Genomic DNA, 23059 nt, shown 5'->3' with positions numbered 1-23059 from the left:
GACATGGCTCAGCTGGTAGAGCATCACCTTGCCAAGGTGAGGGTCGCGGGTTCGAATCCCGTTGTCCGCTCCATGAACTTTCAGCGGTCGAGAATTCGACCGCTTTTCTTTTATCTGTAGAAGCGTCTGGATGGACTTGCGAATCAATCTTCCTGTTGCGATGTTGGTGATTCGTGGGCTTCGCATTTGCCGATCGGTAGAATTCGCCGCTGTTCAAAGCCATTTCCTATCGACTCCAAAGGAGCCTTTTGGAAGTCAGCCGCGCATGTCTATCTGAGATTGATGGCGAAGCCACGGAGTTCGGATGAACTTGCGAATCAAACTCCAGAAGGGACTTTCCTAGACTCGACCGTGCATGTCCTGTCGAATTTGATGGCGATCGCAAGCGGACCGGATGAGCTCGCGAATCAGGTTTCGTCGCTCATTTGAAAAAAAGCGAAATAGGGTCTTGCGTAGATCTCGGAATCCGGTATTATATCTTCTTGCGTCTTGGCCCCCCCAAGATGCAGACGAAGGATCGGGCGTTTAGCTCAGGGGGAGAGCGCTTCCCTGACACGGAAGAGGTCACAAGTTCAAATCTTGTAACGCCCACCATTTTTTCAGTTTGATTCGATATTTTGAATCATGGTGAGATTTCAATCATTAGATTGGTTTTGCCTTGCAAGTATTCGGGTTATTGGTTAAACTGAATCGCACCATGCGGACATGGCTCAGCTGGTAGAGCATCACCTTGCCAAGGTGAGGGTCGCGGGTTCGAATCCCGTTGTCCGCTCCATGAATTGATAGCGATCGAGCTAGCTCGGTCGCTTTTTTGTTGCTTTGAAATTCGTCGGCACAAACACCTGTTCGTATGGTAGGATACCCGGGAAACTAAGGCGATTCTCAAAGGCTGGGTAGTATGGGTCAGGATTCCATTGTCATCAAGGGTGCACGCGAGCATAATCTGAAAAACGTCGACATCACCATCCCTCGTGACAAGCTTGTTGTGATCACCGGCTTGTCGGGTAGCGGCAAATCAAGCCTTGCGTTCGATACCATGTATGCCGAGGGGCAGCGGCGCTACGTCGAAAGCCTTTCCAGCTACGCGCGTATGTTTTTGGGGCAGATGAGCAAGCCCGATCTTGATAGCATCGACGGTCTTTCCCCGGCGGTATCCATCGACCAGAAGACCACGTCGCGCAATCCTCGCTCAACCGTGGGCACCACTACCGAGATCTATGATTATCTTCGATTGCTGTATGCGCGCGTGGGCATTCCTCACTGCCCGGAATGCGGTCGCGTCATCAAGAAGCAGACTACCGATCAAGTGACCGATGATATCCTAGCCTTGGATCCTGGCGCGAAGGCCATTATCATGGCGCCGGTTGTGGCGGGTCGCAAAGGCGAGTTCACTAAGCTCTTCGCGGACTTGACCCATGAGGGCTTTAGCCGCGTTCGCATCGATGGCGAGATAGTGAAACTTGACGGTCAGCCTCGCACGCTCAACAAGAAGATCAAGCATTTCATCGATGTGGTGGTCGATCGTGTGCAGCTCAAAGAGTCCGCAACCGGTCGTATCGCCGAGGCAGTGGAGCTTGCAACGAAGCTTGCGGAAGGTCGCGTCCTTGTGCAAGTGCTTGGTCCCGATGGCAAGCCGCAAGGCGAAGCGGGCGGTGCTTCCAGCGGCGCAAAGGGCGGTCTTGGCGAAGGCGAGCATCTGTTCTCCTTGGCCTTGGCTTGCCCCGAGCACGGTCATTCCATGGATGAGCTCCAACCGCGCGACTTCAGCTTCAATGCGCCATATGGAGCCTGCCCCGACTGCTCGGGCATCGGCAGCAGGGAAGAGGTCGACGCCAGCTTGGTGGTCCCCGATCCTTCGCTCACGCTTTCCGAGGGAGCCATCGCGCCCTTCAAGAGCGGTAACTATTACCCTCAGGTTCTCAAGGCCGTTGCCTTGCACATGGGGTGCGACGAGAACACTCCGTGGGAGGATATGCCTAAAAAGGTCCAGAAGGCTTTGCTTGAAGGCTTGGGCGAAGAGAAGGTCAGGGTCGACTACACCACGGTCGATGGGCGCAACACCTATTGGTTCATAGAATGGGAGGGCGCGCTCGCCGCGGTTATGCGCAAATACCAGGAGGCGCAAAGCGATACCCAACGCGAGAAGCTGCAAAGCTACTTCGCCGTCGTCCCGTGCCCTACGTGCGGTGGCAAACGCTTGAAGCCTGAGATCCTCGCGGTGACCGTGGGTGGCAAGTCCATTCACGAGGTATGCGAGATGAGCGCTCTTGATTGCTATCGATTCTTCAGCGATCTTCGTTTCGAAGGGCAACAGGGTGCTATCGCGAATCCCATTGCGAAAGAGATCGTTGCGCGTTTGAAGTTCCTGGTGGACGTGGGCTTGGATTATCTGACCTTAGAGCGTGCGACCGCAACCCTTTCCGGCGGCGAGGCGCAGCGTATCCGTCTGGCCACGCAGATCGGCGCGGGTCTGATGGGCGTGCTCTATATCCTTGACGAGCCCTCCATCGGCTTGCATCAGCGTGACAACGAGCGTCTTATCGGAACGCTCGAACATTTGCGCGATCTTGGCAACACCGTGATCGTGGTCGAGCATGACGAGGACACCATTCGCGCCGCAGATTATGTGGTGGACATGGGCCCGGGTGCTGGTGAGCGTGGCGGTATGGTCGTCGCTGCCGGAACGCCTGAGGAGGTTGCGGCCACGGAAGGTTCGCTTACGGCCGATTACCTTTCGGGTCGTCGCGTGATCGCGGTGCCGCAGCAGCGTCGCAAACCCAAGCGCGGCTGCCTCAAGCTCACCGGAGCATGCGAGAACAACTTGAACAACGTCACGCTCTCCATCCCCTTCGGCACGTTCACGGTCATCACGGGCGTTTCCGGAAGCGGCAAAAGCTCGCTGATCACCGACACGCTCGCTCCTGCGCTGGCGAATCGCGTCAACCATGCGCATCGGCGCACGGGCGCCTATCGTAAGATCACCGGCGTCGAGAACATCGATAAGGTGATCAACATCGATCAAAGCCCTATCGGAAGAACCCCCCGAAGCAATCCCGCAACCTATATCGGGCTGTGGGACGATATCCGCGCGCTGTTCGCGAGCACGCAGGAAAGCAAAGCGCACGGATACGGTCCCGGGCGATTCAGCTTCAACGTCAGCGGAGGCCGTTGCGAAGCCTGCAAGGGCGATGGGCAGATCAAAATCGAGATGCACTTCCTTCCCGATATCTATGTGCCATGCGAGGTGTGCGAGGGCAAACGCTACAATCGCGAGACTCTGCAGGTCACATACCGAGGCAAGAACATCTCCGAGGTGCTTGACATGACGGTCGAGGAAGCCTTGCTATTCTTCGAGAACATTCCCGGGATCAAACGCAAGCTTCAAACGCTTTTCGATGTGGGGCTCGGGTATATCCGCTTGGGCCAGCCTGCCACCACTTTGTCAGGCGGTGAGGCTCAGCGCGTGAAGCTTGCAAGCGAGCTGCATCGTCGTCAGACGGGCAAAACGTTCTACATTTTGGATGAGCCCACTACCGGGCTGCATTTCGAGGATGTTCGACAGTTGCTGGTGGTCCTGCAGCGTCTAGTGGATGCGGGTAATACCGTGCTCGTTATCGAGCATAACCTGGATGTTATCAAAAGCGCAGATCATATCGTCGATTTGGGGCCGGAGGGCGGCTTGCGCGGCGGTACCGTGGTTGCTGAGGGGACTCCCGAGCACGTAGCTACTGTGAAGGAGAGCTATACGGGACGATTCCTTGCGCGCATGTTGTAGAATAACGTTTCCATAGATTGCGACGCCCGCCGGTTTCGGCGGGCGTCTTTGACGCTTTACAAGTGATAACCCGTCTCCGCGTAAGAGGCGGGTTTCTTATTCGGGAAGGAGCGGTAGCGGTGCATCAGGAAACGGCTTTGCGGGGCGGACATGTGATGCGTGGCATTGTCTGCGCATTGGCTGGTTCTGTTTGCTGGGGCTTTTCCGGCACCTGCGCACAGTTGGTGATGGGCGATTTCGGCGCGCCTGCCTATTGGATCACGTGCGTGCGCATGCTCATTTCCGCCGTGTTCTTCCTTGCTATCGTGTTCGTGAAGGATTGGCGCTCTGTGGGCGCGTTGCTCCGCGATTGGCGCTCCATGATCAGCATCGCCGCGTTCTCGATTTTCGGCATCGCGTTATGCCAGGTCAGCTATTTCAGCGTCATCCACCACACAAGCGCCGGCGTGGGTACCACCATCGAGCAACTCGGACTCGTTCTCATCATGTTGTGGACCTGTCTGCGCAAGCGCCGCCTTCCCAATGCGCGCGAGGTGCTTGGGCTTATTTTCGCCATGGTGGGACTTGTCCTCATCGCCACGCAGGGCGATCTTTCCCGATTGGCGTTATCGCAGCAGGGGTGCTTTTGGGGCATGGTATCGGCTGTCGCATTGGCCCTGTACACCCTCATGCCGGTGAAGGTGCTTGCAAAGTGGGGATCGTTGATGGTCACCGGGTTCGCCATGCTGTTCGGCGGATTGGTCCTCACGCCCGTGGTGCAGCCCTGGGCCGTCCCCGTCGAAATCACGCCTGCATTCCTCATCATCCTTGCTGCGGTCATCGTCGTGGGTACCTGTGCGGCTTATATGCTGTACTTGCAGGGAATCAACGACTGCGGTCCCGTTAAGGCCGGGCTGTTGTGCGCAGCCGAGCCTGTTTCGGCAATGGTCATTTCCGTGCTGTGGCTTCATACCCCGGTCAGCGCCTGGGATATCGCGGGCTGTGCTTGCATCCTTGTCATGATCGTCATGGTTACCGAGCTCGAGCCTAAACGGGAAGGCGGGGAATCCGCCCTCGAGCTTGCGGGCGTTGAAACGGAGCCGCTTCCGCAGGATCCGCCGGTGTTCGCCGGTCGTGCTTCCGTGCTCGGCTACTACAGTAGCAGGCCCGCGACCATGGCGGACATCGCTCGCGTGGAGGCGCTCCTGGACGACGCCCATCGCCAGTATGCTGAAATGGGCATCGATGAAGGCAAGTTCAAGAAATACCCGTCATCGCGTCGTCTGACGCGCAGTATCAACAACGGCTCCACCTACGTGGTGGAGAATGCGGAAGGCAAGCTCATCGCCGTATTCGGCGTATCGTTCGACCCGGACAAGAACTATGAGCGCGGCATCAAGGGGGAATGGGTTACCGATATCGGGGCTTCGCCGCAGCAGTATGCCGAATTGCATTGGGTGGTCGTGGATAAGCCCGTTCGTAGGCGCGGCGTGGGGTCGTTTATCGTCGGTACCGCGTGCCGTATCGCCCGCGAAGGCGGTCGCATAAGCTTGCGGGCCGATATCTATCCGGAGAACGAGCCCATGCGCTGGCTGCTTGAGAAGCGGGGCTTTGCATTTTGCGGAACCATCCAGGTTCGCGATGGATTCGGTTGGCAGAAGCCTCGTTCCGCGTATGAGCTGCGTGTGAGATGAGCCTGCTTAGGACAGGCTCGCGATCGAGCTTGCAACCATGATCCTGTTGGTTGCAATTTGGATTCCGTTGGAGATTTTGGGTTGCCAACGTCTCGTGGACGTTTACCATTGCTGAGGGAGTTTCTTCGCTGCGCTTCGCGAAGAAGGGGTAGAGCCGCATGGACGGCTGGAAGTGAGGATATCCATGACATTGCAGTTTCGCATTGCCGACCATGGCGACTTCGATGGCATCTGGGCCGTGCTCATGGATGGCAAGGCCGCTCTCGGTCGTCTCGGCATCGATCAGTGGCAAGGGGCGTACCCTACGCAGCAGATCGTGCGCGATGACATCGAAGCCGGTCACTCCTATGTCCTGGAAGAGGATGGGGTCGTAGTCGCTACCACGGTCATCGGCTTCACTGGCGAACCGGTCTACGATGCTATCGAGGGCGCATGGCTTACGGACTCCGACTCGCGCGATCCGCGATATGCCGTGTTGCATCGCGTTGCGGTTGCGCAGGGCCACGCTGGGAAGGGTCTTGGTCGCAAGCTGCTGCAGTCTGCGGAACCCGTAGCCTGTCAGCACGGATGCGAGAGCCTGCGCATTGAAACGCATCCCGGTAACATCCCTATGCTCAAGCTCATAGAGCGCTGCGGTTTCACCCGTTGCGGCATCGTGCATATCAGCCACGCGGAAGGCGCTTCAACCGATCGCGTCGCGTTCGAGAAGGTGCTCTAGGCCGGCTTTTCTGTAAACTATGCGCGTGTGTTTGCGACATACGGGCGGTTTACCGGCCTTTCACTATACTTGTGGTTATGTCTAACGGAACTCGTGAAAAACAAGCGCTTGGCGTATTCCTTATCCTGATCGTGCTCAGCACGTTCGGGATTGCCTGGTATATGGTCGCAGGGCATTCTTGGAACGTCGCTGCATCTTCCATTGATGAGAAGGTCGGCCAGATGGAAGGTTATACGTCCATCGTCTATGCGGGTACGCTTCCCGTGCAGGCGGATGCGAAGACGCTTGATTCCCAAAACGGCTCCGATGCGCAGACCGATGTCGAAAACGATTCCGCGGACACGGCCGAGAAGGCCGGCGGAGATAACGCTTTGGGGTCAGGTGGCGCTTCTTCATCAACCGGTTCCTCAGATGCGGCTGCGTCGACTGCCGCATCTTCCGACCTTGGCGGCTCCTCGTCGTCTGCGGATGCGGGCGCATCCGCGAATGGCGTATCGTCGGGCAACGGTTCCAGCACGAACTCGGCCAAATCCAATTCTTCCAAGACATCTTCGGGGGCTTCGAAATCCTCTGATGGCGTCGCGGGGCAAACGCGCAATGAGGAGGCATCCGGTTTGACGTCGGATGTCGGTAGCGTCGCGGCACCTGTTCCCGATGATTCCGAAGAAGGCGAAGGCGAAACGGACCGCTCCTCAGGAAACGACACCGCGTTGAAGGCCGTCACTGTGCGTGGCGGTATCGATGTCGCCAAGACGCAGCCGGTAACGCCTCAGGATGTTCAGACCAGCTATGAGGAGAAGGGCGCCACGGTGCTGGTGCTCGATACAACGGATCCGTCTCAATATAGCGAGGGCGTCATCTTGAAACGCGGGTCGAAACGCATCGGTGTGTTTTCGGTCGATGTGCCGCTTTCCGAGAAAGCCGCCGAAGCGCGCATCAAGTACTTCCGCGATTGCAAGGTGGATCTTGTCGTGTGCATCTCCTCGGTCCGCACCTATGTCCGCAACCTGCAGGGTGCTGATATCGTGATCACATTGCAGGACGAAGAAGTATCGACCATGGGCGGCAATTCCAACGGGTCGTTTTTCGTGAATGCGCCTCATGTGGATAGCGTCGGGGCTATCTTGGTCTCTCCGAGCAACGTCGTGTCCGCAAAGGTCATTGAAAGCCTGTAGCGGTCTCGTATCCGTTCGCGAAGTTCCCTTCGTTCCTCTAGCTATGCCGTTCAGGCCAGATGAACGATGCTGATTGCCGAACATCTCGGCGGCAGCTCGTTGTGCATCGTTCGCTGGCTGTGATTTCTAAGGTAGTATGCACTTTTCTCCGTGGTATCCTCTATTCGCGCTGAGTGTATTCATGTCTCAGAATATGCAATCCTGAAATGTCGCTATGCAGCATATTCGTCCAAAATACCGTGATTGATGAACCGCTTTTCGGATGATTTGCTCCGTTTGCCGTTCGAATTATCATCTGAATAGATAAACAAATCAACAAAACTGTCCGATTTCCGTTGAGATAATCCGATTGTCGCTCTATGTGTTAGCCAAGGATATGGAGTAAGTTTGAACACAACCTAGACAAACATGCTATATCGTCCAGTTTTCGCTAACCCGTTTCGGGTTATCCGTACAAATGAGTGTAATTGTGAACCATTTGGCGGAATGGTGTCAGTTTCGTATCAAATTATGCATTAGCATGGATGAGTATTCGCATGCGCACGATGCGGATATGCGATGCGCCGCTTCGGCGCCTTCTTCCCGCAGCCTCCAATCGGCAAGAGGGCACGGTGGGCGGTTTCGCATCGATTCTTAGACGAGTGCAAGACGAGTAGGAAAGGAGTGAGGGGCATGAACCTGTCACGCAGGGGCTTTTTCAAAGCAACCGGTGCTGCGCTGGCAACCACGATGGCGTTCGAGCTTTCCTCGCAGACCCAGGCGTTCGCGTCTGAGTCCAAGCAAGACTGGAAGCTGGTGAACACCGAAGAGTACACCAACATCTGCTGCTATTGCGCAGGCGGTTGCGGTTCTCTGCTGTCGGTGCGCGACGGCGAGCTGGTCAACCTGGAAGGCGACCCGGATCACCCCATCAACGAGGGCGGCCTGTGCCCGAAGGGCGCCACCATGTTCCAGCTGCGCAACGTGGTGGACCCCGAAACGCGCGAAGTCATCAAGAACCCGAAGCGTTCGACGCGCCCGTTGGTGCGCCGTCCCGGCGCAAGCGACTGGGAGGACATCTCCTGGGATGACGCCATCGCCGAGATCGCCCGCAAGGTCAAGGACACGCGCGATGCCTCGTTCATCGAGAAGAACGAAAACGGCCTGACGGTGAACTACACCCCGGCCATCGCAAGCCTGGGCGGTTCCCAGGAAAACTCCGAGGAGGAATACCTGATCCTCAAGATGATGCGCTCCCTGGGCGTCATCGCCATCGACAATCAGGCTCGTGTTTGACACGGCCCCACTGTTGCCGGTCTGGCAGCTTCATTCGGTCGTGGCTCCATGACGAGCCATTGGTGCGACTTCCAAAACACCGACGTCATCTTGAATTGCGGTTCCAACTCCGTTGAGAACCATCCTGTGAGCGCGCTGTGGCTTGAGAAGGCCCATGAGCAGGGCGCTAAGTGGATCGTCGTCGATCCGCGCTACACCCGTACGGCCGAGCAGGCCGATATCTGGTGCCCCATCCGTTCCGGCACCGACATCGCGTTCTACGGCGGCATGTACAACTACATCATCGAGCACCTCATCGAGCCGAACCTGGCCAAGTACCAGGAAACCGGTGACATGAGCGAGTACAACTTCGAGTACCTGCTCAACTACACCAACGCTTCCTACATCCTTGATCCCGACTACAAGTTCGATCCCGAAACGGGTCTGTTCAGCGGTTGGAACGAGAAGACCAAGACGTATAACGCCCACAGCTGGCACTATGAGACCGAGTCCACGCAGGACTGGGATACCAGCGAGAACGGCGCGTACGCCTGGGTTAACAAGCCCGGCACCCCTGAGTTCACCACGCCGACGCTCACCAACCCCAAGAAGGACATGACGCTGCAAGACCCCATGTGCGTCTATCAGCAGTTCAAGAAGCACTATTCCCGTTACACGCTCGACACCGTTTGCGGTATCTGCGGCATGGACAAGGATGTTCTCGAACTCGTCTACAAAACCTATACCTCTACCGCCAAGCCCGGTAAGGCCGGCACCGTGCTCTACGCACTCGGCCAGACCCAGCACACCTATGGCGCTCAGAACACGCGCGCCATGTGCGTCATGCAGCTGCTGCTCGGCAACATCGGCATCCCCGGCGGCGGCGTGAACGCGCTGCGCGGCGAGCCCAACGTCCAAGGCGCTACGGACATGGGCATGATGGTCAACGAGCATCCCGCTTATCTGAAGTGGGCAAACACCACCGATCGTGCAAGCCTGCGCAAGTGGCTGGAGTCTCAGACCTATTCCGACGGCTACTACACCAACAAGCCGAAGTTCATCGTCTCCTCCCTGAAGGAGTGGTTCGGCGAGAACGCCACCGTCGACAACGACTACGGTTACGACTGGTGGCCGAAGGTCCCGTCCGAGACGGGCGCCGTCGACTACACGCATATCTCCACGTTCGAGCTCATGCAGCAGGGCGTCATCAAGGGCTACTTCAACTGGGGCATGAACCCCTGCCATTCGGCCCCGAACGCCGGCAACGTGCGCCGCTCCATGGCCAACCTCGATTGGCTGGTCGTTGCCGACCAGGTTATCACCGAGTCTGCCAGCTTCTGGAACGCCCCGGATATGAACCCGTCTGAGATCGACACCACGGTCTACTACCTGCCGTGCGCGCTGATATACGAGAAGCCGGGCATCATCTTGAACTCCGGCCGCTGGATGCAGTACCGCTACCAGGCCGTCGAGCCGTGGGATCAGGCCAAGCCCGACTACGAGATGTGCGACCTGCTTTGGACCGCCATCTGCGACCTGTACAAGAAGGAGAGCGGCGCAAACCCCGACCCGATCCTCAAGACCAAGTGGGACTACTACGTGGACGGCAAGATCGACCCGCGCCCCGTGGCCTGGGCCCTCAACGGCTATCGCGTGGCGGGCACCGAGTGCGATACCAGCTCCGCGAACCCGAAGACCGACCTGCTCAGCGGCTATGCCGAGCTCGGCGCCGACGGTTCCACCGCTTGCGCGATGTGGATCTACTCCGGTATGTGGAACAACAACGATGCTCCGCTCGACCCGGCAGAGCAGCCGCTGTGCCGCCGCAACACCGAGGACAAGTCCGGCATCGGCCTGAACTCCGAGTGGGCGTTCAGCTGGCCGAGCAACCGCCGCATCCTGTACAACCGCAACAGCTGCGACATGCAGGGCAAGCCTTGGAACGAGGACAAGAAGCTCATGGAGTGGAACGGCGAGAAGTGGATCCTGGTCGACCAGGCCGACTTCGTCGCGGTCAAGGGCGACAAGCCGGTTCCGCCGAACAACAAGACCTTCTTCATGCTGTGGGAGCAGAACGCCCGCCTGGAGAGCTACGGCATGGTCGACGGCCCGCTGCCCGAGCACTTCGAGCCCTTCGAGTCGCCGTGCGATGAAAACCCGCTTAACGGCGCGTTCCACAACCCGTGCGCGTTCGGCACGCAGTACGCATCCACGAAGCAGGGCACCAAGGAGCAGTACCCGATCGTGGCCACCACGTACTCCGTCACCGAGCATTGGCAGACCGGCGGCCAGACCCGTCTGTGCCCGGCGCTCGTGGAGTCCATGCCGGCTCAGTTCGTCGAGATGAGCGAGGAGTTCGCTGCCGAGAAGGGCATCAAGAACGGCGATGAGGTGCGCGTGTTCAACAACCGCGGCTCCGTCGTGGTGCCCGCCCTGGTCACCAAGCGTCTGCAGCCGATGAACGTCAACGGCAAGGTGCAGCACCAGGTCGGTTTGACTCACCACTTCGGCTGGGCCGATCTGTATGGCACGGGCGACGTGGTCAACGACCTGACGCCCAACGTCGGCGACCCGAACTCGTTCACGCCCGAATACAAGGCGTTCCTCGTTGACATCGAGAAGGCATAAGGGGGATTGACATGACTGAAAAGGCTGTATATTTCGATTCCTCCAAGTGCACCGCCTGCAAGGGCTGCCAGGTTGCCTGCAAAACGTGGAACAACCTGCCGAGCCCCCTGGGCACGAACGAGGCAAAGTGGTCCGGCACGCATCAGAACCCGGTCGACCTCAACGGCGACACCCGCCTGATCATCACCTTCAACGAGCTTGAGGGCGATAGCAAGATCAAGCCGGTGAAGTGGGCATTCGGTCGTCGTGCATGCCAGCATTGCACCGATGCTCCCTGCGCTTCGGTGTGCCCTGGCGGCGCGCTCGTGCGCAACGAGGAGACCGGTTTCGTGGAGGTTTACCAGGACAAATGCGTCGGCTGCCAGTACTGCCACAGCGCCTGCCCGTTCGATGTTCCGCGCTACGAGTCCAACGGGCTTCTTGACAAGACCGTCATCGACAAGTGCACGGGTTGCGCCGACCGCGTGGCCCATGGCATGGCGCCGGCTTGCGTTTCCGCATGCCAGCCCAACGCCCTGCAGTTCGGCGATCGCGACGAGATGATCGCCAAGGGCAAGGAGAAGGTCGCCTGGCTGCATGAGAACGGCTATCCCGATGCCTGCCTGTACGGCGAGCACGAGATGGGCGGCTTGCATGTCATCCAGGTGCTCAAGTACGGTATCGACGCTCATGACCAGGTGCAGGACCCGCAGGCTCCCGCAACGGCTCAGCTGACCCAGATCATCAAGCCGGTCACCGGCGCCATCACGGGCCTGACCGTGGCCGGTCTGGCCGCCATGTTCGGCCTGGCTGTGGGCTACAAGCGCGACAAGCTGGCGTACAACCCCGAGACCGAGGACACGGTTTCGGTCATCACCGGCGATGTGGTGCAGCACGGCGACCCGCAGGACGATAAGACGGTGATGGAGCACATCACCGAGAACCTTCCGATCGGTAAGAAGGGGGACAAATAATGAGCCACTCCGTTAACGTTTCCCCGGAAGCCCGCGCCAAGGACGCGGCGTTTCTCCAGGAGCGCGCGGCATCCGGCAAGGAGAAGTACATCGTCCGTCATTCGAAGCAGGCGCGCCTGACGCATGGCATCACGGTCATCGTGTGCATCCTGCTTGCCATCTCGGGCCTGTTCGTGTTCGTCCCGCAGCTTGCGCAAGCGGTCGGCGCCGACACCGTGTTCGTCATCCGCATGTCGCATCGCGTGCTCGGTTTCATCTTCGTGCTGGTGCCCCTTATCAGCGCGATCATGGCTCCGAAGGGCGTAGCGCATATCTTCAAGAACCTGTTCGCGAAGTGGAACAGCGACGACAAGAAGTGGATGATGCTGTTCTTCCCGTACCTGTTCATGGCGAAGTGGATCCACATGCCCGACCAGGACGAGGTGAAGTCCGGCCAGCGTTTCGCCGATGGCATGCTGTGGCTGGCGGGCGCTCTCATGGGCGTCACCGGCCTGATTCTAGTGGCCGGTTCCACCTTTGCCGACCTGGGCACGGGTTATGGCGTGGTACTGTTCCTGCACGACCTGGGCTTCTTGCTCATCGCCGTGTTCGGCTTGGCCCATATCTTCCTGGGCGGCGGCATCTTCCAGCCTTACCGCGGCACGTACAAGCTGATGTTCGGCAACGGTTTGGTTTCCGAGGCCGATGCTCTGTATCACTGGGGCCACTGGGCTCGTAAGGAGATCACCTCCGGCAAGAACGTGGTCGAGAAGGATGCCAAGTAGCTCCTGACCGCACCTGAAACCATGATGGGCGGCGTGTGGTGCGCCGCCCATCTAGTCGGTAGCCCGGTGCTTCGCAGACGCCTCTTTCGCAGAGGTGAGCGTCGGGCTACCGTTTACCTGAGAGGTCGCGTGTTGGCGCGTAGCTGGATGGCATGACGTGCATGCAGCTGGTTGTCAACAGGCTTCGGTCGCGTCGACAGATCTTGTGGGCGCACCGCGTGTCAGGTTTCGACTTGATCGTTTCGATGAGATGAAAGCGGTAATCAACTATGGATCTTAACCAAATCGATATGGTCATGAAGGCCTATATGCCGAAGCTCTCCGAATCCGAGCAGGAACGCTTGCGTTTCTTCCGCGCCTTGTGGGGCGTTCAGGCCGAGGTTCAGAAGGAGCATGCTGCAAAGGTCGAGCATGTGGTTCCCGATGCGGACACGCTCAAGGAATGCTCGAACGCAGAGCAACCGGTGCTGCGCGCGTATCCTGCCGGCATCCCGGCTGATTCGTTGGCCGATGCTGCGCAGCGTTTGGCGGGGGCCATGGCGGCGTTCGAGCAGTTCGATCTGGCAGCCCGTGATACGCTTGCCGGCGTGCGTTGGGATCGCTTGGTGTCGGCTTCGGATATGAGCCTGGCAGGAAGCGACCCGACGGCGTATGTGGGAGCGTTCGTGGGCCTTTTGCAGGATGACGGCCTTGGCGAGGATGCCGCACGTATGGGCGGTGCGGTGGTTTCGTTGGCGTTGCGCGCGCTGTTGGAGCCCGCTGCCCAAGCAGTGCAGGCCGCACGCGTCGCAGGTGACGCCGATCAGCCGTATCCGGTCCATTGCCCGGTGTGCGGTTGCGAGGCTTCCGTTGCTCACGTCGGCCAAGCCGGCACGAAGACCAAGGGCCGTGGTCGTGCGCTGTGGTGCGCGCAATGCGGTTGCGTCTGGGATATCGAGCGCGTGCGCTGCGCCCGTTGCGGTACGCAGAATCAGGGTCACTTGCACTTCTTCAACGTCGAGGGCGACGACGATCATCGCATCGCAACGTGCGACGAGTGCGGCGGATATGTGCGCACCGTCTATGAAGAGGACGGTCCCATGGCGCAGCTGTATCCGTTCAGCTACGAGGTCGAGGATGTGGTCATGGCGAAGCTTGATTTGATTGCATACCGTCAGCTGGTAGCGCAGGAAGCGCAGCAGGACTAGACGCTAAGCTTCATTTTCCGGTGTCCGTTCGAAGGCAGGGGTTTGTCCCCTGCCTTTTTCGTTTTGCGGATAGAGCTGCCGCTGAAGTCTGGATGGGCATGTGCAGCTAAGGCGAGCACCCTGGCATTTGCGGATGCCGTGACAGGGTTTGCGCATTTTGCCGCTGCCCATGGTTGACATGGGCTCGCAGGCGTTCTGTCGGGCGTGTCGTATCGCGATTCCGGGATATGTTGTCCTTTAACTTGTACTGTAGCTCTCCCATCAGGCAAAACGTCACTTGTACTCAATTTGCATGACAAAGGTTTTGGGGGTTTTAGGTACGAAATCACGGGTTTGCATGATAGACGGGCCCCTTCGTTGTGGGCATCATCGAATCCGTTGAAACGAGCTGACGGGTGCGATCGCCTGTCACGGTACAAGCGATGCGGGCGATGTCGGTTCCGCTTTGCAGCATCCTAAAAGGAGGAGTCATCAATGAAGTTTTTGGGCATGGGCGTTCCCGAGCTGCTTATCATCCTGGTCGTCGTTTTGCTTATCTTCGGCCCGAAGAACCTTCCCAAGCTCGGCAGCGCCATCGGCAAGTCCGTTAAAAGCCTGCGCGAGGGCATGACCTCCGACGAGGGTAAGCCCGAGATCGACCTTGACGAAGATGACGAGGTCGAGGAGGAGCCCAAGAAGAAGGCCGTCAAGGCTGCTAAGAAGGCTCCCGCAGCAAGCGAGGAATAAGGTTTCCCCGGGGGTGCGAAAGCTCCCGTTTCCGGAAATACAGCAAACAGTGAAACGCCCGTGCAGTGTTCTGCGTGGGCGTTTCGCTATATCCTGAGCGGTTATCACAGGCGATCGGTCTATCCGCGATAGCAGGTCAACGAGCTGTTGATTTCGGGGAGGGTACCGCGGTTACCGGGGCTGATCGCCTCGGATTTTGATGCTTGGGCCGCAAAAGTCGAAGCAATCGGTTTTGCGCAGGTTATCTTTTGTGGTCCCTCGCGCGTGGTCGGGGCCTGGACTGTGCTTGCTGGTACACTTTGCGGTATGCAGAAATCTTCTATTCATCATACCGGCGCAACTGAATCGCGCTTCGATCCCGATCTTGTTCGCACGCTTCTTGGATACGCGTGCCATCAGGCGTTCATGTTTGCGTTGTTTTACATGGGATGGAACAGCGCCCTTTCCATCGGAGGCTTGACCTTCGAGCGCATCGACCTGCTCATCACCTTACTTTCCGCAGCGGCTACGCTTATCGTGCTGCGGGCTGTCGCGCTGCGTGTGCGCGACGTGTTGTTGAACCGTTCCCTTATGTGGTGCTATGCGGTGTTGCTGGCCATCGGCTCGTCGGTTTCCCTTCCTGCTGAATACGGCTTAGCGTCCATGGTCATGGAGGGCATGCTCGTCGGCGTGCCCTTTGCATGCATGCTCGCGGCTTGGGGTAGGGCGCTCGGTGCCCGATCGCATGGGGAAAGCTCCCGCGGCGTGCTGCTTGCTACTGCCGTGGCCGCGGTGTTCACGTTCCTGCTCGCCGTCGCATGCTCGCAGGTTCCGCTGGCGGCAGCGTTGGCGAATCTGCTGCCGTTCGGTAGCGCCTGGGCGCTTGGCGGCATCGAGCCGCTGCGCTCGAGCGAGCGGGCCGAGGGAAGCTCCGCTGCGCAACGGCCCTCGCCGTTCACCCTTTCCACGTTGTTCGCTTCAAACAAGCAGACGGTCGAAACTCATCGCATCTCGCGCAAGGTCGTGGGAGGCTCCGTCGTGTTCGGTTTGGCGGGCGGGCTCATGGAGACCTACGCTTCCGACCCTGGTAGCGTGGCTACGCCGACGTTTGCGGCAACGTTGCTGCTGCTGGCGTTGTTTTGCGCCGGGTCGTTGCAGGTGGTGGGCGTTTCCGCCCGCCGTAGCGGCTCCAATGGCGAAGTCAGCAGGCTGTTGGTGGGCGTGTATCGCCTTGCTTTGCTGGTGATGATGGCGGGCTACCTGTTCATGCCCGTCCTCGAGCCTTATGGGGTTCCCGGCGACTCCATCGTGCTTGCGGGCTACCTGGGCCTTTCCGCCGTGCTCGTCTCGTTGTTCGTGTTGATGGCGAAGCTGACCGGTATGGATGCTGCGCTTTCCTTCTCAAGGGGTTTTGCGGCCCTCTACCTGGGCGAAGCAGGTGGTCTTGCGTTGGGCAATGCGTTGCAGATCGTCTCGCCCTCGGGCGATATCCCCTTCGCCGTCGCCTCTTGTGCGGGCTTCGCCACGCTGTTCGCCTATCTGTTCTTGTTTACGGAAGGCGACTTCTTGGCGCTTTCCCGTATCGCCAAGCAAGCTGACCGCTTCGGAGACGCCTGTCGGGTCATGGCCGCGAAGTTCAAGCTTTCCAAGCGCGAGTCCGAGATCTTGCCGCTGGCGCTTCGCGGTCGAACGGGTGAGCGCATGGCAGCGGAGCTGTTCATCGCGAAAAGCACCGTTGACACCCATTTGCGCCGTATCTATGGGAAATGCGGCGTGCATAGCCGACAAGAGTTGATCGACCTGGGCGAACTTGAATCCCAGGCATTGCTATCCGGTAAGGAGTCGTGATCTGCATGTTGAACGAGACGTTGTTGGAAACGCTGCGAGGCATCGTTGGTTCGCAGGCGGTTCGCAAGGATGTGCCCATGAGCGAGCTGACCACGTTTCAGATCGGCGGTCCCGCCGCCGTGGTGGTCGAGCCGTCTTGCGTACAGGAGGCGGCAGACGTTCTAGCTGCATGCTGTGAAGCGTGCCAACCTGTGCGTTTGTTGGGCCTGGGCAGCGACTTGCTTGTGGCTGATGCCGGCGTGCCCGAAGTCATCGTGCGATTCGCCGAGCGTTTTTCGGGTATCTCCGTGGAAGGTTCCCGTATGACGGTCGAAGCCGGCGCGTCGAACGCTCAGGTTGCCGAGGCCGCCGCAGCTGCCGGCTTGGCGGGTTACGAGTTCGCCAGCGGCATCCCCGGAACCATCGGCGGTGCGGCCATCATGAACGCCGGCGCTTATGGCGGGGAGTTCCGCGACGTGTGCTGTTCGCTGGTGTGCGCCACGCCGCAGGGGCGCATCGTCTACCTACATGCCTGGCAGGCATGCTGGGGGTATCGTCATTCCATGATGGGAGACGCCGGTTGGGCTGTGCTCTCGGCAACCTTGCAGCTGCGTCCCGATTCGCCTGCCGCTATTCGCGCACGCATGAATGATCTCGCTCAGCGTCGCGCTGAGAAGCAGCCGCTCGAAATGCCCAGCGCTGGCAGCACCTTCAAGCGTCCTGCCGGGTACTTCGCCGGAAAGTTGATCCAAGATGCCGGTTTGCGCGGTTTCCGCGTCGGCGGTGCGCAGGTTTCCGAGAAGCACACGGGTTTTGTGGTGAACGCCGGCGGGGCAACGGCGCGCGATGTCCGCGATCTCATCGCCGAGGTGCAGCGCCGCGTGTACGAGATGGAAGGCGTTCGCATGTATCCCGAGGTGCGCATGTGGGGTTTCGAGGACGAAGCCTAGGGCGCGCCCGTTTCGAAGAAGAGTGGAAGATTGGCGTTAGCAAGGCGAGGTGTCGCAACTTGTTTTGCTTACGCAAGTTTTAGGTAGGCAGGGGAGAATCCGGATGTTCAAGATCAACCACGCAGTGTTGCACGTGTTCGATTTCGTGTCATGCGTGAACGTGTTTTCCGAAGATGAGCTGGATTTGACGAACAAAAACGTCAAATCTTACGTGATGCGTATCGCCCGACATGCGCTGGGCGGCATGGATAACCGTCGCGGAGAGTTCTTTCCCGACAGCGGCTTTGCGGCTGAGTTGAGCGCGTACTTCAAGGGCGAGCGCGACTTCATCGACCTTTCCGTGCAGGTTGCGCAGTTCATGTCGGAGGAGCTCGGTCGTATGGAGAACCCCTCGTCGTGCGATCTGCTGGTGGTCGATTTCGAGGATCAGGAAAAGCCGCCTGCTATGCCGCCGTTGGCCGATGACGCCACCGAGGAGGAGATCGCGGCAGCTACCGCAGCTGCCGAGGCTGCGGCGTACAACGCGCGCAGCGAGCATTATTTCGGCTTGCTGCTGCTTGAGAGCAAGCCCGCCTTCATGCACGAGGTCGGGCGCGGCGAAGACGGCGCAACGCGCAACAACATCGAGCGGCATCACGCCATTTTGCCGAACCCTTCCCAGAAGATCGCGTCGTTTGCGTTGGTGAACGCCCGTACCATGGCGGTGCAGTTCGTCGACAAGGCCCGTCAGATCGCGGGCGAGGAGCGCTGGCTGATTCCCGACGGCCTGCTGCAGTGCTCCAACGAGGCGTCGAGCAAGGAGCTGTTCGATACCACGATGGGCCTGGTCGAGGAAGTTGCCGAGGAGTTCGGGATGAACTCCGCCGTGGCCATGGGTCGTGCGAAGGCCTATTTGGCCGAGAACGCCGATGATTCCGACGAGGTGCCGTTCGACGAGTTCGTTGACGAAGTCTTCGACGACGAGGGCCCGCGCCGTCGCTTCGAGCAGGCTGCCGCTGACGAGCAGCTCGGCGAGAGCGTGCACATGGAGCGCGACGTGGCTAAGCGCGTAAGCCGCAACCACAAGATCGTCACCGACACGGGCATCGTGCTGACGTTTCCCGCCGAATACAGCCATAACACTGAGCTCATCGAGTTCAAAAGCGCCCCGAACGGCCTCATCCAGATCGAGCTCAAAAACATCGGCAGCATCGAGAACCGCTAACCCTGAACTCGCTTCCTGACACTTCGGGGACGTAGGCTTATCTGTCCGGTTTGCATGTGGGTCATGTTCGATTCGACAGGGCTTTTTTTAGGTTCGTATCGGGAGGCCTTGCTGCGCATATCGCGGAAAGGCGTGACAAATAACGCTACGTCCCCGAAGCGTCTGATACGGCGTTATTTCAGGTAGGCGCCGGTTTGGCAGTTCCAGAGGTTGGCGTATTCGCCGTTGGCGGCTACCAGGTCGGCGTGCGGGCCGTCTTCGACCACCATGCCCTTGTCAAGGACCACGATCCTGTCAAGGCTGGCCACGGTTGACAAACGATGTGCCACGACGATGCAGGTGCGGCCGCGCATGAGCGTCGACAGGGCATCCTGCACAAGGGCTTCGCTCTCGGAGTCGAGGGCACTCGTGGCCTCATCGAGCACGAGCACCGGGCAATCCGCCAGCAGCGCACGGGCAATGGCGACGCGTTGGCGCTGTCCGCCGGAGAGTTTCACGCCGCGCTCGCCCGTGATGGTGTCGAAGCCTTCCGGCAGGTTCTCGATGAACTCCAGCGCGTTGGCCTGGGCTGCTGCCTGGCGAATCTGCTTCATGGTGGCGTCGGGGCGGCCGTAGGCGATGTTCTCGGCGATGCTGCGATGGAACAGCAGCGCCTCCTGGGGCACGTAGGCGATTGAGCGGCGAAGGCTCTGCTGCGTGCACTTGGCGATGTTCTGCCCGTCGATGAGGATTCGGCCGTCTTGGATATCGGACAAGCGCAGCAGCAGCTTTGTCAGAGTGGTTTTGCCGGCACCGCTCAAGCCCACCAAGCCAACTCGTTGACCTGCGGGGATATGCAGGTTGAAGTCCTCGAACACCGTGGTTTTCACATTGCCGTCGGTGTAGTGGAAGCCGATTCCCTCGAAATCGATGGCGCCGTCGCGCACCACCATGTCAGGCGCACCGGGAAGGTCCGCCACCAGGCGAGGCTCGTCAAGGGTTTGCGTCATGCCGCTGGCATCGCCGAACGCCCGGTTGAAGCGCTGCAGGCCGTTGTTGATGAAGTTGAACTGGTTCGTGACGGTGTAGGTGTAGGTGAACATCATCACAAGCGTGCCGGCGCTGATGCCGTACCAGGCGTTGCCGCCGGCGATGAAGACCGCTACCACGCTCATGATGACCACGGTGATGCATGCGGTGATGATGCCGCGTGTCAAACTGGCCCACATGCGCTTGCTGTCGCGTTCCACCACCTGGCGGTTGGCCTGGTCGAACAGCGCGCGCTCATAGTCCTCGCGCCCCGAGGTCTTCACTGCAAGGATGTTCGCCACCGAATCGGAAAGCTCGCCAGACAGCTGGTTTTGCGCGCTGGCCGCCTTCTCGTTAAGCGATAGGATGCGCTTGTACATGTAGTAGGACACGCAAGCGTATACGACCAGCAGGGCCATAAGGATGGCAACGTATATCGGCACGCGGGGCGCCAGGATGGCGCACGTGAATATCACCGAGCAGATGACCGGCAGAAACGGGAAGGTGATGGTTTCGAGCAGCAGCTGGTAGGCGCTCATGAGCTTGCTCGTTTGGCTTACGAGCGTGCCGCCGAATCGGTTCGAATGGAAGCTCATAGACTGGTTGCACAGTGCGTCGAAGCTCATGGTGGCAAGGTCGTAGGCCGCCGCGATCTCCAGCTTGTACATGGTGTAATCCTGCAGCTTGCTGGCGGCTTGCCCAAGCACGTTGATGGCGATGAGCGCTACGATGTAGGGGCCGTAGACCGTAAACACCTGGTCGGCTTCCACGCTTCCGGCGCTCACGCGGTCGACCACCAGGCTCATCACGTACGGGTTGCCGTAGGACAGCAGGGCCACGAACAGGAACGTCGACGCCATAAGGGCGGCGAACAGGCCGAAGTGTTTGCGGGTGACCAGCCAGTAATAGTGCAGGGTGCGGCGGGTGGTAGTCGATCGGTTCTTTGCCATGAGGCTCCTTCAGGTGCGTATCAGTTCTGGTTCGCAAAATCCAGCAGCGGGGTGAGCGGCCCGTTGGACAGGATGGTGATGGTGCGGGTTGCGCGGCTTATCGTGGTGTACAGGCGGTTTTGAGCCACGTGGTCGTTCTCGGGGAACAGGCCGGCGCCGGCGTCGGGGATGATGACGTGGTCGAATTCCAATCCCTTCGCCAACGGCAGCGTGAGCGCCAGCACGCCGGAGGACGGCAGGCGCCTATCCTGGCCGATGATCTGCGGCGTGTCGTCGCCGAGCAGTTTCTGCAGGCGCTTGAGCTGGCTTTTCCACGGCACCACTACGGCGGTGAGCCCATCGTTGTCGGATGCCTCGCGAATCACGCGGCGCAGGTTCTGCTCGTAGTCTTCCTCGGTGGGGCAGGCGATCAGCGCAGGCGGCTCGTCGGCGCGCTGCACGGCCGAGATCTGCATGCGCTCGTTTTCGGGCAGAAGCCCCGCGAACAGCGCTGTGATCTCGGGTGTGGAGCGATAGCTGGTCAAAAGGTGGCAATCCTCGATGGAGCCGCGCAGGCGCAAAAACACCTCGCGGATCTGCTCATACGATGCCGTTTCCGGACGGATGGCCTGATGGGGGTCGCCGAGCAGCATGAAGTGCGCGCGGCGGAAGAAGCGCGCCATGACGGCAAGCTGGTCGGGCGTGTAGTCCTGCACCTCGTCGATCATGACGTAGCGCGCATCGGGGTTGCCCAGTCCTGTGACGGCCATGTTCAGGTACAGCCACGCGCTGACGGGCAGGTTCTCCACGCCGAGCAGGCGCATGCCGATGCGGTCGATGCGCAGCCACTCGTCGCGCTCGATGGCAAGCACCGCACCAGCGAAGCGCTCCTGCAGGTACGTGAGCGCGCAGTCGCGCGCCTCCTGCTCGGTTTGCGGGTCGTACGGCGCGTTGAACAGGCGCACCTGCTCGTCAAGGGACAGGCATAGCAGCTCGTCCTGCACCGTTTCGGTGGCGGCCATCTGCTTCAGACGGGCGTCTAGGCGGTTGAACAGCTCCTCGCGCACCAGCGTGACCAGGTGCGGACCGGCGGGTACGTTCGGGTACTTCTGCATCAGCTGCATGATGGCGCCGGCCGAGACCAGACGAACTCCGTAGAACTTGATGTCGCGCAAATCGGCCAACTCGAAGCGAAGGCCCTCGACGGCCTTGTCGATTCGCCACAGCAGCTCAAGCGGGCTTTCCTTGTCCTGCGGGTTGCGGCCGGCGGGCAGCAGGCGCGCGCACAGGTCGTGGTAGGTGATGGTTTCAGGATTGCGTTCGCCTAGATCGGGCAACACGTTCTCGATGTATTTCGCGAACACCGGGTTGGGGCTGATCAAAAAGACCTGACGCGGGTCGAGCGAGCCGCGGTTGCGGTAGAACAGGTACGCGATGCGCTGCAGCAGAACGCTGGTCTTGCCGCTGCCCGCGATGCCGGCGACCAGCAATGCCGGTACGTCCTCGTGGCGGATGATGAGGTTCTGCTCTTTTTGGATGGTGGCGGTGATGGCCTTCATGTGCTCGGAGCGCTGCGCGGAAAGCGATTGCAGCAGTAGCGAGTCCTCGATGGCCACATCGGAGTCGAAATATGCGTGAAGCGTTTTGCCCTCGATGTCGAACTGACGGCGGTTGAGCAGGTTGACTTTGATGGTGCGGCCGTTCGCCTCGTAGGAGGTGGCGCCGTTTTCCTGGTTGTAGTACACCTCGGCCACGGGGCTGCGCCAGTCGACCACCATGCGGCGGTAGTTCTCGTCGGCAACGCCGGCAAGGCCGATGTAGATGTCCTTCGCCGGGGCGCCGGCGCGCATCTCCAGGCTGATCTTGGCGAAGTAGGGCTGTTCGAGCAGCTTTGCGGCCGCGGCCAGGCGCTCGCTGTCGGCATCCTGCTCAAGGTTGTAGTCGCGGATGAGGTTGTTGAGCACGGCGTAGTCGACGTAGGTCTCCTGCGCCTCGCCGTCGCTGGCGAAGTTGTGCTTCACTTCGCCCTGCATGTCGTCTTTATCCTTGGCGGCCTGCCAGCGGCGTCGTTCCATCTTCTCCGACAGGGTTTTCGCTATAGCCTCAAGCTTGGCGTACGTGTCGGACAGGTGGTCCTGTTCTTGCTGGAAGACCGGGTCACCTGCCTGGTCGGACGCGGTTTCGTTGACGTTATCCTGCATGTTGTCGGCCACAGCTGCCCACCCTTCGCTCGAAATTTCGGCATTCCAGTTTAGCGCAAGCAAGAAGAGGCCGCCCGAATGCGGGCGGCCTCTCCATAATTAGGTAAT

General features: G+C 59.7%; 14 protein-coding genes and 2 tRNA genes. 14 read left to right on the top strand and 2 right to left on the bottom strand.

What is annotated here, in order from left to right; all coding sequences use genetic code 11:
* Positions 1-519 precede the first annotated feature (519 nt).
* From Q0D52_RS04425 to Q0D52_RS04355, 14 genes are all read left to right on the top strand, one after another.
* Positions 520-594: transfer RNA gene (locus Q0D52_RS04425), tRNA-Val, on the top strand.
* Positions 595-699: 105 nt separating this feature from the next.
* A tRNA-Gly gene (locus Q0D52_RS04420) sits at positions 700-775 on the top strand.
* A 123-nt stretch (positions 776-898) separates the two neighbouring features.
* Positions 899-3775, top strand: coding sequence for an excinuclease ABC subunit UvrA (uvrA, locus tag Q0D52_RS04415; RefSeq protein ID WP_294380425.1), 2877 nt, complete (start codon positions 899-901; stop codon positions 3773-3775).
* 155 nt (positions 3776-3930) lie between these two features.
* Complete coding sequence (locus tag Q0D52_RS04410; RefSeq protein ID WP_294380435.1) at positions 3931-5448, top strand: GNAT family N-acetyltransferase; 1518 nt, start codon at positions 3931-3933, stop codon at positions 5446-5448.
* Between the two features lie 184 nt (positions 5449-5632).
* Entirely contained in the window at positions 5633-6166 is a 534-nt protein-coding gene (locus Q0D52_RS04405) for a GNAT family N-acetyltransferase (RefSeq protein WP_294380423.1), read from the top strand.
* Positions 6167-6243: 77 nt separating this feature from the next.
* The gene (locus Q0D52_RS04400; protein WP_294380421.1) at positions 6244-7341 is read left to right on the top strand and encodes a hypothetical protein; all 1098 of its coding nucleotides are present in this window, start codon (positions 6244-6246) and stop codon (positions 7339-7341) included.
* 672 nt (positions 7342-8013) lie between these two features.
* Positions 8014-11223, top strand: coding sequence for a molybdopterin-dependent oxidoreductase (locus Q0D52_RS04390; RefSeq protein WP_366930324.1), 3210 nt, complete (start codon positions 8014-8016; stop codon positions 11221-11223).
* Between the two features lie 11 nt (positions 11224-11234).
* Positions 11235-12176 carry a 4Fe-4S dicluster domain-containing protein gene (locus Q0D52_RS04385; protein ID WP_294380416.1) on the top strand — a complete coding sequence of 314 codons (942 nt, stop codon included), beginning with the start codon at positions 11235-11237 and terminating at the stop codon, positions 12174-12176.
* Positions 12176-12940, top strand: coding sequence for a cytochrome b/b6 domain-containing protein (locus Q0D52_RS04380; RefSeq protein ID WP_294380414.1), 765 nt, complete (start codon positions 12176-12178; stop codon positions 12938-12940). The genes Q0D52_RS04385 and Q0D52_RS04380 overlap by 1 nt, the downstream gene beginning before the upstream one ends.
* 269 nt (positions 12941-13209) lie before the next feature.
* Entirely contained in the window at positions 13210-14127 is a 918-nt protein-coding gene (locus tag Q0D52_RS04375) for a formate dehydrogenase accessory protein FdhE (RefSeq protein ID WP_294380412.1), read from the top strand.
* 474 nt (positions 14128-14601) lie between these two features.
* A complete protein-coding gene (gene tatA / locus Q0D52_RS04370) occupies positions 14602-14853 on the top strand; it encodes a twin-arginine translocase TatA/TatE family subunit (protein ID WP_294380410.1) in 252 nt (83 codons plus the stop codon).
* A 405-nt stretch (positions 14854-15258) separates the two neighbouring features.
* Complete coding sequence (locus Q0D52_RS04365) at positions 15259-16680, top strand: LuxR family transcriptional regulator (RefSeq protein ID WP_294380408.1); 1422 nt, start codon at positions 15259-15261, stop codon at positions 16678-16680.
* A gap of 5 nt (positions 16681-16685) precedes the next feature.
* Positions 16686-17609 carry a UDP-N-acetylmuramate dehydrogenase gene (gene murB / locus Q0D52_RS04360; protein WP_294380406.1) on the top strand — a complete coding sequence of 308 codons (924 nt, stop codon included), beginning with the start codon at positions 16686-16688 and terminating at the stop codon, positions 17607-17609.
* A gap of 103 nt (positions 17610-17712) precedes the next feature.
* Positions 17713-18813, top strand: a complete 1101-nt coding sequence (locus tag Q0D52_RS04355) for a nucleoid-associated protein (RefSeq protein WP_294380404.1) — start codon at positions 17713-17715, stop codon at positions 18811-18813.
* Positions 18814-18986: 173 nt separating this feature from the next.
* On the opposite strand, the gene Q0D52_RS04350 is transcribed toward Q0D52_RS04355, so the two are convergent.
* Both Q0D52_RS04350 and Q0D52_RS04345 read right to left on the bottom strand, forming a co-directional pair.
* Entirely contained in the window at positions 18987-20771 is a 1785-nt protein-coding gene (locus Q0D52_RS04350) for an ABC transporter ATP-binding protein (protein WP_294380402.1), read from the bottom strand.
* 20 nt (positions 20772-20791) lie between these two features.
* Positions 20792-22963, bottom strand: coding sequence for a UvrD-helicase domain-containing protein (locus Q0D52_RS04345; RefSeq protein WP_294380400.1), 2172 nt, complete (start codon positions 22961-22963; stop codon positions 20792-20794).
* Positions 22964-23059: the final 96 nt, after the last annotated feature.

This window comes from uncultured Senegalimassilia sp. (genome assembly GCF_934630535.1).
Classification (GTDB): Bacteria; Actinomycetota; Coriobacteriia; order Coriobacteriales; family Eggerthellaceae; genus Senegalimassilia.
This window is presented reverse-complemented; position numbering and strand designations above follow the sequence as displayed.

Excerpts from the sequence above, each read along its gene's own strand:
- uvrA (WP_294380425.1), top strand. The coding sequence starts at position 899 with ATGGGTCAGGATTCCATTGTCATCAAGGGTGCACGCGAGCATAATCTG.
- Q0D52_RS04410 (WP_294380435.1), top strand. The coding sequence starts at position 3,931 with ATGCGTGGCATTGTCTGCGCATTGGCTGGTTCTGTTTGCTGGGGCTTT.
- Q0D52_RS04405 (WP_294380423.1), top strand. The coding sequence starts at position 5,633 with ATGACATTGCAGTTTCGCATTGCCGACCATGGCGACTTCGATGGCATC.
- Q0D52_RS04400 (WP_294380421.1), top strand. The coding sequence starts at position 6,244 with ATGTCTAACGGAACTCGTGAAAAACAAGCGCTTGGCGTATTCCTTATC.
- Q0D52_RS04385 (WP_294380416.1), top strand. The coding sequence starts at position 11,235 with ATGACTGAAAAGGCTGTATATTTCGATTCCTCCAAGTGCACCGCCTGC.
- Q0D52_RS04380 (WP_294380414.1), top strand. The coding sequence starts at position 12,176 with ATGAGCCACTCCGTTAACGTTTCCCCGGAAGCCCGCGCCAAGGACGCG.
- Q0D52_RS04375 (WP_294380412.1), top strand. The coding sequence starts at position 13,210 with ATGGATCTTAACCAAATCGATATGGTCATGAAGGCCTATATGCCGAAG.
- tatA (WP_294380410.1), top strand. The coding sequence starts at position 14,602 with ATGAAGTTTTTGGGCATGGGCGTTCCCGAGCTGCTTATCATCCTGGTC.
- Q0D52_RS04365 (WP_294380408.1), top strand. The coding sequence starts at position 15,259 with ATGTTTGCGTTGTTTTACATGGGATGGAACAGCGCCCTTTCCATCGGA.
- murB (WP_294380406.1), top strand. The coding sequence starts at position 16,686 with ATGTTGAACGAGACGTTGTTGGAAACGCTGCGAGGCATCGTTGGTTCG.
- Q0D52_RS04355 (WP_294380404.1), top strand. The coding sequence starts at position 17,713 with ATGTTCAAGATCAACCACGCAGTGTTGCACGTGTTCGATTTCGTGTCA.
- Q0D52_RS04350 (WP_294380402.1), bottom strand. The coding sequence starts at position 20,771 with ATGGCAAAGAACCGATCGACTACCACCCGCCGCACCCTGCACTATTAC.